Source organism: Agrobacterium sp. CMT1, assembly GCF_037203725.1.
Taxonomy (GTDB): domain Bacteria; phylum Pseudomonadota; class Alphaproteobacteria; order Rhizobiales; family Rhizobiaceae; genus Agrobacterium; species Agrobacterium pusense.
This window is the reverse complement of sequence record NZ_JBBCAR010000019.1, coordinates 1-12,407: the sequence shown is the minus strand read 5'-3', so window position 1 is coordinate 12,407 and position 12,407 is coordinate 1. Positions and strand designations below refer to the sequence as shown.

Annotated in this window: 11 protein-coding genes; 3 read left to right on the top strand and 8 right to left on the bottom strand. The window is 57.0% G+C overall.

Features of this window, described 5'->3' with window-relative positions:
* The first annotated feature begins 403 nt into the window (after positions 1–403).
* Positions 404–1,444 carry a DMT family transporter gene (locus tag WA845_RS22995; RefSeq protein ID WP_337322594.1) on the top strand — a complete coding sequence of 347 codons (1,041 nt, stop codon included), beginning with the start codon at positions 404–406 and terminating at the stop codon, positions 1,442–1,444.
* A 433-nt stretch (positions 1,445–1,877) separates the two neighbouring features.
* Here WA845_RS22995 and WA845_RS22990 read toward each other — a convergent pair whose 3' ends face one another.
* From WA845_RS22990 to WA845_RS22980, 3 genes are all read right to left on the bottom strand, one after another.
* Entirely contained in the window at positions 1,878–2,426 is a 549-nt protein-coding gene (locus WA845_RS22990; protein ID WP_337322593.1) for a DUF1003 domain-containing protein, read from the bottom strand.
* Between the two features lie 821 nt (positions 2,427–3,247).
* Positions 3,248–3,538, bottom strand: a complete 291-nt coding sequence (locus tag WA845_RS22985) for a hypothetical protein (RefSeq protein ID WP_337322592.1) — start codon at positions 3,536–3,538, stop codon at positions 3,248–3,250.
* Positions 3,539–4,416: 878 nt separating this feature from the next.
* Positions 4,417–4,926, bottom strand: a complete 510-nt coding sequence (locus WA845_RS22980) for a ferritin-like domain-containing protein (protein WP_337322591.1) — start codon at positions 4,924–4,926, stop codon at positions 4,417–4,419.
* Between the two features lie 166 nt (positions 4,927–5,092).
* Between WA845_RS22980 and WA845_RS22975 the strand changes: the two genes are divergently transcribed.
* Positions 5,093–5,917: a manganese catalase family protein gene (locus WA845_RS22975; protein WP_337322590.1), complete on the top strand. Its 825-nt coding sequence runs from the start codon at positions 5,093–5,095 to the stop codon at positions 5,915–5,917.
* A gap of 61 nt (positions 5,918–5,978) precedes the next feature.
* Positions 5,979–6,197, top strand: a complete 219-nt coding sequence (locus WA845_RS22970) for a hypothetical protein (RefSeq protein ID WP_337322589.1) — start codon at positions 5,979–5,981, stop codon at positions 6,195–6,197.
* Positions 6,198–6,640: 443 nt separating this feature from the next.
* Here the strand turns inward: WA845_RS22970 and WA845_RS22965 are convergent, their stop codons facing one another.
* From WA845_RS22965 to WA845_RS22945, 5 genes are all read right to left on the bottom strand, one after another.
* Positions 6,641–6,907 carry a SemiSWEET family sugar transporter gene (locus WA845_RS22965; protein ID WP_220367413.1) on the bottom strand — a complete coding sequence of 89 codons (267 nt, stop codon included), beginning with the start codon at positions 6,905–6,907 and terminating at the stop codon, positions 6,641–6,643.
* Between the two features lie 58 nt (positions 6,908–6,965).
* Positions 6,966–7,940, bottom strand: a complete 975-nt coding sequence (locus WA845_RS22960) for a TIGR03885 family FMN-dependent LLM class oxidoreductase (protein WP_337322588.1) — start codon at positions 7,938–7,940, stop codon at positions 6,966–6,968.
* A 17-nt stretch (positions 7,941–7,957) separates the two neighbouring features.
* Complete coding sequence (locus WA845_RS22955) at positions 7,958–8,254, bottom strand: hypothetical protein (RefSeq protein WP_044460274.1); 297 nt, start codon at positions 8,252–8,254, stop codon at positions 7,958–7,960.
* A 188-nt stretch (positions 8,255–8,442) separates the two neighbouring features.
* Positions 8,443–8,805, bottom strand: a complete 363-nt coding sequence (locus tag WA845_RS22950; protein WP_044460273.1) for a response regulator — start codon at positions 8,803–8,805, stop codon at positions 8,443–8,445.
* A complete protein-coding gene (locus tag WA845_RS22945; RefSeq protein WP_337322587.1) occupies positions 8,805–11,363 on the bottom strand; it encodes a PAS domain S-box protein in 2,559 nt (852 codons plus the stop codon). Before WA845_RS22945 ends, WA845_RS22950 begins: the two co-directional genes overlap by 1 nt.
* Between the last annotated feature and the right edge of the window lie 1,044 nt (positions 11,364–12,407).

Sequence of the window (12,407 nt, the reverse complement as noted above, 5' to 3'; positions counted from 1 at the left end):
GGATCAAAGCCCGGGCACAGACGCGCGACAGCAGTCTACGTCCCGGGTTAATACCCTTCGACGGGATACTCTCGGCTGAGGCAAAATCTTTGGAAATTGCTGTTCTTCAACATGGTAGCGCAATCATCGCATTCTTGAGGAGGAAGTCAAGAAGCGCTCCCTAACGCACTGCCCTGCGCTCATGATCGCGTTCTTCATCGTGAAATGCAGGCGTACGGGCGCCCGCCGTCCTTTATGACGCCTGTTGGGGCGGCGGCCCTTGTCCTCACAACGGGCAGCGAGGCGAGGAATATCGCGATGGATCCAATGCTGGTGACGTTCTCTCGGTGAAAGACAGGACCTACGAAAGCTTCAGCAGCCCCAGGATCAGGATGATATCGACTGGGGACGGGATGCAGGATCTATGTCCGCGTTTACGTTGGCAGAGTCTGCGGCCCGTGAAACCACCAAAATCTGCTTCGCAAGATGCGATATCTGGCCGATAAAAGCAGACCGAAGCGCCCTCTATAGCGGCTACACAATTTATCTGTCCGGAGCAATGATGGAAAAAGACAAACGTTTCGATAGAAAGCGAGGGCGGGCAGACTTTATGCGGGGACTGGGCTGGATGGCTCTGAGCATGGTGTCCTTCATAAGTATGGCGGTAGGATCTCGCGAGTTGGCATCGACCTTGTCAATCAGGCAGGTGCTGTTTTTCCGCGCTCTGGTCGGTCTCATCACAATTTTGCTGGTGGGACGATCACTCCTGCCGCAGATCCGCCAGATGAAACTGTTTCCCAGACATCTGGCACGGAACGTCGTTCACTTCACCGCCCAGTATTTTTGGACAATAGGCGTGGTCTCTCTGCCGCTGGCGTCCGTCTTTGCCCTTGAGTTTACCATGCCCATCTGGGTCGCGCTGTTCGCCTGGTTTTTGCTCAAGGAGAAGCTGACCGGGCCGCGGCTTCTCGCAACCCTTGGCGGGTTCATTGGTGTTCTGGTTGTCGTGCGCCCTGGGCACGGCGTCGTTGATCCCGCCGCCGGATTTGTACTGCTGGCGGCCGCAGGCTACGGGCTTTCCTTGATCCTCGTCAAGCAGCTTACCAGGGAATGCTCACCTGCAGTCATCGTGGTCTGGATGATCCTCATTCAGTTGCCTCTGGGGCTGGTCGCCGCTTTGACAGACTGGAGGGACGTCGGCCTGTCCGATGTTCCATGGATGATGGTTGCCGGCGTTGGTGCGTTGAGTGCACACTACTGCCAGGCACAGGCGTTGAAGCGCCTCGATGCCTCTGTCATCATGCCCGTCGACTTTCTGCGGGTGCCCATGGCTGCACTCGTCGGGTTCTACGCTTACGGAGAAGGTATAGACGTCTGGGTTGTTATCGGCGGATGCATAATTCTGATGTCAAATTTCCAGGCAATGATGTCCGAACGCATGAGGTCACAGACACCAAATGCATGACGAGCCACGACATCCGGCATTGCCTGCGGCGAGCCGGCTGGCGGCCGGTGGTGAGAGGGATGCAGATGTGAATCGGTGGCGTCGGAGGAGGACGTGTTTCTGGCGGATCGTGGTTGTCAAAGGCCGGCTGCGCCCAATCTGACAGGGGGCAGGTCAAATGGCACAGCCGGTCAAAAATCACTCGCAATCCGGGCGCGACATCCCGTTGCGGCGACGAACGGATGCACGACTGCCGCGCTTAAACCAGATCTGCTGTTCCGCCAGTAACTGTTTGCAATTTTGCACCGTGAGTCGGCTCGGTTTGACGGTCGTATCCACCATGTCGCGGTGAACCGCCGGGTAATGGTTATCGGCCAGAGGCCTGAGTCAGCGGACGATCAATGCGCATCAACATGTGGACCCAACCATCAGCAGCAAAATGCGATCGGTACGTCTAAACATTGCCGAGCGGTCCTCTTCCCTCAGACTGGCCGTCCTCTCCACCCGAGATCTTTTCAATGGTGTCCAGAACGCCCTCCGGCGTAACGTCCTCTTGCAGTTGTGCAATTTCCTGCTTCTGAGCAAGGTCGAGACCGAGTTTTTCCGCTATCGCGGTCACGATCGATAGAAGTTGCGTGGTCTCGTGCTCTGCAAGAAGCGATATCTGGAGATTGAGGTCCGCGCGCTTGTCGTCGGCCTCCGCCATCCTGTTCTGACTGATCATAACGAATGTCGAGATGAAAATAGCTTCTACGGAAGCGACCATGGCCAGGACAACCATTGACGGATCGAACGCCGGAAGGATGGGAAGTAAACCAACATTAATCGCGATCCACCCTCCAAACACCAAGGCATGAATGTAGACAAATATCATCGAGCCAGCGAAACGGGTGATGGCTGCCGCCCCCGTCGCTGCCTCCTGCCGCCGCCGCTCGAGCAGGGCTGCGATATTACGGTCAAGCCGGCTGGAAACGGTCTGCTGCTTTATGACGGGCTTTGACATTTCACCCTCCGCTCGACCAAACCAACTAGATGGAATCCGGTTCCGGCTCGGCTCCCTTCCGCGGTACCGGACATGCGAGCCCAGTTGCCGGCCTAGGCCGCCCGGGACGCGGGCACCATCGTTATCGTTGTCGCGAGGGCCCGAATGCAGTTCCGAAACCAGGCACCTCTGATTTCGATAGCGACAACAGCTGGGAAATCCGGGGTTCCGCATCTTGAGTCCTCCGCAGCGTGGCGTCAGGATTTCTTGACGAATTCGTCCTGCTTGATAATGCATATGACGGCCTTCGATGGCCAGTAGTTGCGCCACACGGATCCTGGCGGCTACCCAACCCAGCTGTCAGCGAAGATGAGCATAAGACATTTGGCACTATTGTATCTCGGTATCGCGTTCCTCCTCGTCGGCTGCGCCACCTTTCTGGGTGGGTTAGGCTACCTGCTCTGGCTGGTTATCAGTGAGCCAGCCATCATCAAAAATGACTTTGGTCACCGCATCGTAACGCGCCAGTAGCCTGCCTCTTGCAAGATGCATTCGGCTGCCCGGTCATCTTGCGATACAGGAACCCCAAAAGATTCGGGGAACTATGGGTTGAGCGGCAAGCTGAAGGTGACGGTGCGCTCTCGATCCTTACCGTGTCGCGCGCACACAGGTGCTGTCGGAGTGCCGATTATCGGCGCTGTGCCACACTGGAGAGGGATCGCAGGCACGCGAGGCGGGTGGTCTCGACGGTGCAAACACGTTCGCCCCAGGGGAGCGGAGGTCCTTGCGTGGCGGCAGGAAGCTTGAGACCCCCGGGCATTCTTTGACGCCCCTGTCCATCATCACCGCTTGGTCGAGATGTTTTCGTCAGGAGGAAAACTGTTGCGAAGTGGATAGTTGTCCGGCGGCGCATAAGCCGAGCCAAAAGCGCGTAACGCCAGACGCCGCATCGTCAAAAAAAGTTCTGTATCAATTGCAGTCTCGTCACCTCGTGAAGACAGTGTTTTCAACGTCTCGGTGATAGTGTCTTCGACGAGCTTCACTTGCAAGGCGCGGTGGGGCGTGAAACACGCAGCCCATTTCCCGAGAGTTCGCTGCAGCAAACAGCCTTCGATTTGTGCAGGTCGTTTCATGCTATCCTCCTGGCGCTGGACGTATACGAGCTTCGGAACGAGACGCGACCTCGCGGATGCATTGGCTAGACACTAGTGCAATCTTTGAGGGAGTCCACTCTGAGATTTGAGGAGTAGAAATTATACGGCCTACGCACGCAGACTGACCGACAGACGCCGCGGCCCGGCTCACGCGACATATACGACCGGCGCGGCGCCAGTCGGCGCAGCAAGCCTCGTGCTCGGCTACGGATCTTGCTTTTTGCGGGTTGGTTCTTGCCGCCTCAGCACGCGTTTGTTCATCTGGCGTTCATTCATCACGAGCCACCCTGTGTACGGTCGCGTCAGGCGGCCTGACAAAGGCCCGCAGCTTACCCCAGCCCACTGCGGGCCTCTTTTTACCCAAGACGCAGCTTCCACCACTACAAAGTTCGTGGTGGCAGATTGCGTCCATCGCCCGGAGGCAATAAACGCCGACGCAAAAATGCCAGCCACTCGACAAGGAGTTTATGCGCTTGCGGCAAAAAATTTTCGGAGAGCGATTGCGAACATGGGGAACTGCCGCACCATCCAACATTCTCGCCGGAACATCCATCCGAGCTTCAGGGCTAGGACTGAACAGCGAAGTCTTGACGGACTAAGTACTTCTGAACGCAGGTGTCGCGGGCGTAGTTCGTGGCGCTGAACCGCCAGATGCGAGGGGGACGCAGCGGCAATCTCTGATGGATCGCGCATTGACGCGGCACTTGCGGAGCTGAAGGAGCGCGATGGCGGCCTGAAAGCGTAATCGACCGGTGCAATAGACGCGTGGCGCGTCGCATTTAATAGCGGAATCTTTCGATTCGATGTGCGGCGCTTGGCGCGACGATCGATATCATCGATTGGTCCGAAGCGAAAGGTCAAACCTTGGCGGTCTGTCCCTGCTCACTGAGTGCCACAAATTCCAGGGTCACTTTTTCCAGATTGTCTTGCAGCCACCGCGCCATGTTCTCCTCCTCTTCGAGGTTGCTTCGGAGTGCAGAATAAGCTGCCTGATAGCCTCCATGGTCGCTGAGGGTCAGCAGAGACTTGTAGGCAGCAATTTCGTAATTTTCGAAGGCAAAATTCGCGAGGCTGTTCTTTATGATCTCATCTCCGGCAACTGTATGCCCGAGGCTTGCGAGAGAGCCTGCCATGGAAAGCGCCGTGTCCTTTATTGTCGAGGCCGATTCCGACAGTCCATTGAGGATTTCCTCAAGGCGGGCGATCTGTCCCTCCGTCTCTCGATAGTGAAGTTCCAGTCGGGCCTTCACCTCCGGATAATTCTCGATCCTTGAAATCTGCGGCTTCATGATCGACAGAGCCTGGTTTTCCATGGCGTGGGCATTACGCAGTCCGGTCACAAAAATTTCGCGCACGTCGGTTGTCATTCTTCATCCTCCTTGTTGAGCGCCCCCAACCGTTGTTGGCCACGGAAGTTCCCGCCGATATCCGGGCACGCGCTGGCTCGTTGCGTGTTGTGCTCGTTTTGCGTTATGGGCCGGAACAATCCCCGCGGCGCCCGGTTGGGCGGCCGATGAAACGAGGAGAAATCAAATGTTTTATACCGACAACAAGCTGCAGTACCCAGTGAGAGTGGAGACACCAGACCCCCTGTTTGCAAGAGCGCTTCAGCAGGCGATTGGTGGCGTGGAGGGCGAGATCCGCGTCGCCATGCAGTATTTTTTCCAGGCGTGCGGCGCGCGCGGGAATCCGAAATTTCGCGACCTTCTCATGAACACGGCCACGGAAGAACTCGGTCATATCGAAATGCTCGCCACCGCCGTCGCCCTCAATCTTGAAGGCGCGCCCCTTGAGCTGCGGGAGGAAATCTCTGGCGATGCGGTGGGAGGAGCCGTGCTGAACGGCGTCAATCTGAAGAACATACTATCGTCCGGGCTCGCCGCTATGCCTGTGGATTCAGACGGCGTGCCTTTTGACATGTCGCATATTTATGCCACGGGAAACATTGCTGCAGACATGACCGCCAATGTTGCCGCGGAATCGAGCGGCAGGGTGCTTGCTGTACGGTTGTACAACATGACCAACGACCCAGGCATGAAGGACATGCTGTCGTTCCTCATTGCCAGAGACACGATGCATCAAAACCAGTGGCTAGCCGCGCTGGAGGAGTTGGACGGGGCAAAAAGTGTCTTTCCCATTCCCAACAGCTTTCCGCAAGAACTGGAACAGCAGGATTTCAGCTACACCTACCTGGGTTTCCAGTACCGCGGCACCGAGCCGGCGCAGGGTCGCTGGAGCACCGGAGCCTCCATTGATGGAAAAGGGGAGTTTTCTACAAAGATCTCCGAGCCCTTAGGACAGAAACCGGAGCTCGGTCCTGCCAAGCCGGGCGGCGGGGCGCAGAAGGAACAGATGTGAGCATCTTTCCATTCAAAAAACCCGCCTCCCAGGAGGCGGGTTTCGCGCAGAGGAAAAGGTGATGGCAGCGGAAGCTTTATCGGGGACATGGGTGCTGGTAGGCGTCGCCGGCTTGGTGATCTGGCTCTTCGGCGGTGTGTTGAACGCCGTCAGCTACAGTAGCCCGCCAAGACCAAGCGGTGGTTACGCTACGGTTGTGATGTCTGTTCTGTTTGTGGCTGGTGGCGTACTCGAGCTCGTTATGATTGTAGGCATCCTGACGGAGTCCCTGTCGAACTAACGGCCCCCGTAGCGTCGAAGTAAGGGAGCGGCTCGTTCCGCGTTCCAGAGTTTGACCAGTACAGTGCGAAGCAGATAGTCACCCCTTTCTGGTTGGCGACCAGACATCGCGCACCGGACGCAGCGCGAAGCAGGCTGGCCAGCCCGTTCAGCGAGAGTTGGCGGTCGTGTCAAATCCTTGACGGATCCGCTGGGCCAGCCGGGATGAATGATCGGCATACTCGGACACACGTACATGCCTTCTCGCCTCGGCGGTAATCCAGCATGGACTGGTCGCGCAGGTGCAACAGCCTGTAACAGCCGGCGCTGCTGGGACGACAGCTGTAACCGGGCAACGAGTATTAATGACACCGGAACTGAGCCGGACCTTTGCGGCAACCCGAGGCTCCATTGGGCTTGCCTCGACAGGCGCCATTGCCACTGTTGCCCGCAAATCCGGCGCTCTCATTCAGACAAGCTGCGCGTCCGGAGTTTTTGGAAAAGGACAATACCGGACAGGCAAAAACAGAGGGAGTTGGTGAGAATGATCGGCCATTCGCCTCGAAGAAGACCGAACGTCGTCCAAAGCGCAAATCCGGTTACAGTCAACATATACATCCGCACTGAAATCGCTTCCGTGTCGCCTGACCGCATAACCTTCCAGACTTGAGGGATGAAGCTCGCCACGGAGCATATTGATGCGAGATAACCAACGAGCAGACCGCTGTCCATGAGCAACAGGTTTCCTTTTCCCAGTCCGTTTCCGGGTCCCCAAAATACAGAGATGACTTTAACGGCGTTGCACTAATTTCGGGAGCACCTCGCGCGCCATGAATCGAATGAAGCCGGGCTGATCGCGAGAGACGTTATGAATGTAAACTTCGCCCACGCCGCAGGAACGGCACTCATCGAGGAGCCGAAGGACGTCGCCTGCAATGCCGACAAGGGGGACGCACTCGTCCATCTCCTCCGGCGGGACCTCGCGCGTCACGTTGTCAAAATCTGCCGGACTTGCAAGGTCAGCGAGGAGATCTGCCGGTGCGGCTGCCGTTCGCCACTGATCCCAGGCAGCGATACGTGCTTCGCCCCTTGTGTTTCCCCAACTGAGCTGCAACTGAAGCGCGAGCGGCTTTTCAACGCCGCCCCTCGCTCGGTACCGGTCAAAAATGTCCGCCAGCTCCCGAGCCGGCTTGCGCACCGTCAGGAGACCATCTGTCCAGCCCCCCATCCATGCAGCAGTCTCCGCTGACAGTGCAGCGCCGAATACGGCCGGAGGCCGCCTGGGAAGCGACCAGAGCTTCGCATTGTCGACTGAAAACCATGGCAATACGCAGGACACTGTCTCACCCTTCAAAAGCCCTCGCATAATGTCGGCCCCCGCCTGCAGACGCTGATCGCGTTCGTGCTTGTCCGGCCAGCCCTTGCCAACGACATGTTCGTTTACAGCTTCGCCGCTTCCGACTGCGATCCAGCGCAGCCGGTCCGGAAACATTTCCGAGAGAGTAGCAATCAGGTGTGCAAGCGTAACCGGGTGATAGCGCAAGCCACCGGGAATTGCGAGGCTGCCAAAGGGGAGCGTCGTGACCGCCATGGCAGCTCCCAGCCAGGTCCAGTTGTTGCCGGAGTTGCCTTGGCGCTCACTCCACGGGGTAATATTGTCAGAGGTCATGACAGCATCGAAACCCGCCCGCTCGGCTTGTTTGACGAATGACAGCAACTCGGCAGGTGCGAATTGCTCGCGAGACGCGTGGTATCCAATGATCATGTCCTGGCTCCTGTCTGCTACAGTCTTTCAATGGACAATGCGCGTACGATGATTTCATCTTGGGAAAACAGCGTCTCAAGACTTTGGCGATACTGCGCCCACCAGTGGCGATCGAGTTCGTCGGTCATGACCTCGAGCAGAAGGATACGGTCCTCTTCAACCTTGCTGCCATCCTTCCATAAGCCGTCGGCCGGGATGGGATCATGAACCGTCACACCACCGAAGCGGTTGGTCAGTTCGACACGGACCGTTTCAAGCGCGCGGTCAGACACAGCGGGAGTGACAGGAAGCAGGATCTCAACAAGATAAGGCATTTGGTCGCTCCGGTTGAATGGGCCTCAGCGTCGCCATCATTCAATGGCACCCCCGAAACGCGGGAACTATCGGTTTGTTTCCACCCACGGGGCACTACCAACCGGCATCGCGGCGACCGCACTGTGCCACTTGCATTGGATTTGTAGGGTGCCGGCGGCGCCACACCTGCTTGTCGTCTTACAGATTGCTAACGAGTTAGCCTAGCTATCAGACGCTCCACGTCCTCTGTGACGTACGGCTTTGAAAGGGTCGGCACGTCGGCATATGAACGATCCAGTCCCTTGGCGCCATAGCCCGACGCGAACGCGAACGGGATGCGTTGTTCCCGCAAAATTTCCGCTATCGGATAACTCGTTTGTCCATCGAGATTGACATCAAGAATAGCGACATCAAAGTCCCCACTACGCGCGATTTCACAACCCTGCTGCACGCGCGACGCAATAGTGCTCACCTCGTGGCCAAGATCCGTTACGATATCTTCCATCAGCATCGCCACAAGTGCTTCATCCTCAACGATGAAAATGCGGAGCTTCCTTTCAGGGATAGTCATCAGTGTTTATTCCGTTCGTCAGGATGCGAGGCGGGCAGGGGCGCGGTCAAACTGAAGTTGACGCCAGACTCGGTAAACGACAGGAGAACCTGCGCATTCAGTTCACGAGCCAGTGCCTGTTCAAGAAGACGGCTGCCAAATCCTCTTTTTTCGGGAGCCGTGACGCTCGGACCATGTAGCTCTCTCCATGTGAGATGAAGCCATTTGTCTTCCCCGCCTCCCTCAATATTCCACTCAACTGCGACTTTGCCTGCATCAACCGACAGAGCCCCATGTTTCGTTGCGTTGGTGGCAAGTTCGTGAAAGGCCATCGACAGGGAGAGCGCGAGTTTGGGATTCAACCGGCAGGGCGGTCCCGATACCTCAAGCTGGCCCTCCCGATCGGGGCATACGGCCTGGAGCGCCCTGTTCACAATCTCTAGCAGATCAGCACCCTGCCAGCTTTCTTGCGTGAGAAGGTCATGTGCTCGGGCAAGCGCAACAAGGCGGTTCTCAAATTGCCGGAAGGCGCGACTGTCCCGTTCGCCACGGAACGTCTGGGAAGCGAGGGACTGCACCGTTGCCAAGGTGTTTTTCACCCTGTGGTTCAGCTCGTTAATGAGCAACAGATGTCGCCGCTCCTCCTGGCGCTTCTCCGTTATGTCGCGGGCGATTTTCGATGCCCCGATGATCTGCCCTTTGGCATCTTTCAAGGGAGAAACCGTGAGCGAGACGTCGATCAGGCTTCCGTCTTTTTTCATGCGCACGGTTTCGTAATGCTCGATATGCTCGCCCCTGAAGATGCGCGCAAGGATTTCCGGCTCCTCGTCCTGCCGTTCGGGAGGGATGAGGATCGTAATCGGTTTTCCGATCACGTCAGCGGCCGCATACCCGAAAAGTCGTTCAGCACCCTTGTTCCACGTCTGGATTATGCCCTGGGTGTCCTTGCTGACGATAGCGTCATCCGAGAAGGTGACAATCGCGGCCAGCCGCTCCGCAAACTCTTCCGCTTTCTTCCGGTCCGAAATGTCAACCAGCATGTTTATGGCGCCCGTCAGCCTACCCTCGCTGTCATGCAACGGAGTAGGGTAGGGGATGAACGGAACGCGCGTCCCATCCGGCCTTTCAGCAACCGCCTCTTCTCCACGAATTGGCCGGTCCTCTTTAATGGCGACCGCCATCGGACACTGGTCGTGCGGCAGAAAGGTCCCGTCCGTCCGGAAGAGCCGCCAGGTGACGCACCACTCATCGCCCAACGTCGGAACGCGGCCGGCCATTTCTACCGCCGCACGGTTGAAGAACGTGATGCGACCGTCAGCATCGGTAGTGTACACTGCGGCCGGTAATGCCTCGAGAAGGTCACGCAGGTTCCTCTCGTTCTCTCGTATTCGGTCTTCCATCCTTTTGGCTTTGGTGACGTCGATGAGGACGCGCACGCCGTAACGAAACTCTCCTTTGGCGTCCCGTACCGACGAGCTATGAACGTCGAGATACACGGACGTGCCATCCGGTTTGATCGCCTGCTTGCGCAATACGTAGCTGTCGATTTTGCCCTCGACTTGCTGCGCATAGCGCTCTGCGTCTTGCTTTTTGTCTTCGGCATGCGTGTAATCAAGAAATGTCATCGCGAGGAGCTCGTCCTCAGAGCGTCCGAGCATCCGACAAAGCGCGTCGTTTACCCGCAGAAGGCGTCCAGCTGAATCTGCCTCTGCGATACCGATCGTCGCAGCCTGATAGGTTGCCGCAAGACGTTCTTCGCTTTCGAGACGTGCGAGTTCTGCCTGATGCACATCAGTGACATCAGTGGTAAAGCAGCGCGAATTTATAAAACGTCCGTCCTCGAAGCGACTGTTCGAAGTGATCAACACATGCTTGATCTGCCCGTTCTTGGCGCGAAGTCTGGCTGGGTACCTATCGAGGTCTCTGCCGCAGCTCAGCTTGTCCAGTATATCGGCGATTGCCCGGGCGTCCGCATGAAAGGAGGCGATATGTTTGCCGACATATTCCTCCGCAGTGTAACCCAGCAACTCAAGCTCGGCCTTGTTTGCCCGCAGAATTATTCCTTCGTTGCTGACGATATGGAGACCGACGGCAGCGTTTTCAAAAAAGTCCTCAAGGTCGGCGGCATGTCGATTTGCTTGCCGTTCAAGAGCCTTCTGTGAAGAGATGTCCTGAAAGCAGTTTATTGCACCTTCGATGCGTCCATCCCGGTCCCGCAGTGCGCGTACATTTACCAATGCTTCAAAACGCGAGCCGTCGGGCCGCTCCATGACGACTTCGCCGTTACGCGTTTCCTTGCCTGAACGGACAGCTTCGGCAACCGGGCAGCTGTCATGGGGAAGGCTTGACCCGTCAAGCAGATAAAGGTGGAGCGATCCGCAGAAGCGGTCTTGTGGATCTCGTATTCGAGGATATCTACCCCAAAGGCGTGCGGCTTCAGCGTTGTATGAGATTAGGAGCCCGTTCCTGTCGCACACGTACACCGCCGCGGGAACTGCATCCAGAAGAGCTCCGCCACCGGCGATAATAGCCTCGTATTCACTCAGCTGTAGATCTGTATCATTTTCGGCATTCGACATTGAGATTCCCATTCGCCGTTTCCCGTCTGTGCATCCCCCCGGACGAAAAGGCTGTCCGCTAACGCGCGACGCGTCGCATTGTTCCAGCGTCACCCAAATTTTTCGTTAGCCGTATCGGTGGCCACTGTGCCTTTTTTTGGTGGTGCCAAGATATGGTGCAGTGGCGTGGCGCGAAGCTCCCCTTTGCGTCGGGAGAATTGTGCGTTTTCCGCCCCGGCATTGCTCATTGCCGAAATAGCAAGGTTCGGTGCCCGAAATGATCGATCACTCTGCAAAAGGTCTTGCTGAATGACCGGTCGTCATCCTGGCACGCGCCGATTTTCAGGGCATCTGCCAACAGGGACTGCAGCATATTGAGACCGCGAGACGAAATCCGGCCTTGTTCTTGTGCGGAAGACATCGTGTCCTTTCGTTGGGGCCGAGGAATTTCACCTTGAAGCGGTAACGACCTTTAGAAAGCTACCGAAGAAATTAGCCTGCGCGTTTTGAGATTCATCAGCAAGGGAATTCCATGCCCTGGAATGCAGCCACTGCTCAATGATGGCGAGTGACTAGGGGGTGAGCTTCGCTTGGGGCTCTTCCAGAACTGTAACCGCTTGCGTCTTGACCTATCCGGCGCACTGTAAAGTGTCAGTAGCGGTGTCAAGGCCACTGCTGGGTGAGGGTCGGTTACTCTAGCCCAACGAGAGGACGACAATATGTCTACCATCCAAGCCTTGCAGCCATCTCTCCAGAGTAGATGGAGATGATCCAGTCAGCCTTGAATCGCGCGCGCCCATCGGCAATCTTGCTATTTGGTCATCGCCGGCTCATGGCCGTTCTGACGATCGAAGAAATCTAGAACGCACGAGAGCTCTAAATTGCAGACGGACGGCCCTCCTTCGTACAGCTTTACCACGCAGGTCGTGATGCCTCGTGTGGGATCCACAATGATCACAACCGCTTACGTCATCGACGCCAAAGGCCTTTTGGTGACGCAGGCAGGATCCGTCCGTCTCATCCCGTGGACCTCTATTCGGTTCATACACGTTCACGTAACGAGTG

What these genes read in the sequence shown, in the direction of transcription:
- WA845_RS22955 (WP_044460274.1), bottom strand. Translation starts at nt 8,254, where the DNA reads ATGCCTTATCTTGTTGAGATCCTGCTTCCTGTCACTCCCGCTGTGTCT.
- WA845_RS22960 (WP_337322588.1), bottom strand. Translation starts at nt 7,940, where the DNA reads ATGATCATTGGATACCACGCGTCTCGCGAGCAATTCGCACCTGCCGAG.
- WA845_RS22945 (WP_337322587.1), bottom strand. Translation starts at nt 11,363, where the DNA reads ATGTCGAATGCCGAAAATGATACAGATCTACAGCTGAGTGAATACGAG.
- WA845_RS22980 (WP_337322591.1), bottom strand. Translation starts at nt 4,926, where the DNA reads ATGACAACCGACGTGCGCGAAATTTTTGTGACCGGACTGCGTAATGCC.
- WA845_RS22970 (WP_337322589.1), top strand. Translation starts at nt 5,979, where the DNA reads ATGGCAGCGGAAGCTTTATCGGGGACATGGGTGCTGGTAGGCGTCGCC.
- WA845_RS22950 (WP_044460273.1), bottom strand. Translation starts at nt 8,805, where the DNA reads ATGACTATCCCTGAAAGGAAGCTCCGCATTTTCATCGTTGAGGATGAA.
- WA845_RS22985 (WP_337322592.1), bottom strand. Translation starts at nt 3,538, where the DNA reads ATGAAACGACCTGCACAAATCGAAGGCTGTTTGCTGCAGCGAACTCTC.
- WA845_RS22990 (WP_337322593.1), bottom strand. Translation starts at nt 2,426, where the DNA reads ATGTCAAAGCCCGTCATAAAGCAGCAGACCGTTTCCAGCCGGCTTGAC.
- WA845_RS22995 (WP_337322594.1), top strand. Translation starts at nt 404, where the DNA reads ATGTCCGCGTTTACGTTGGCAGAGTCTGCGGCCCGTGAAACCACCAAA.
- WA845_RS22975 (WP_337322590.1), top strand. Translation starts at nt 5,093, where the DNA reads ATGTTTTATACCGACAACAAGCTGCAGTACCCAGTGAGAGTGGAGACA.
- WA845_RS22965 (WP_220367413.1), bottom strand. Translation starts at nt 6,907, where the DNA reads ATGGACAGCGGTCTGCTCGTTGGTTATCTCGCATCAATATGCTCCGTG.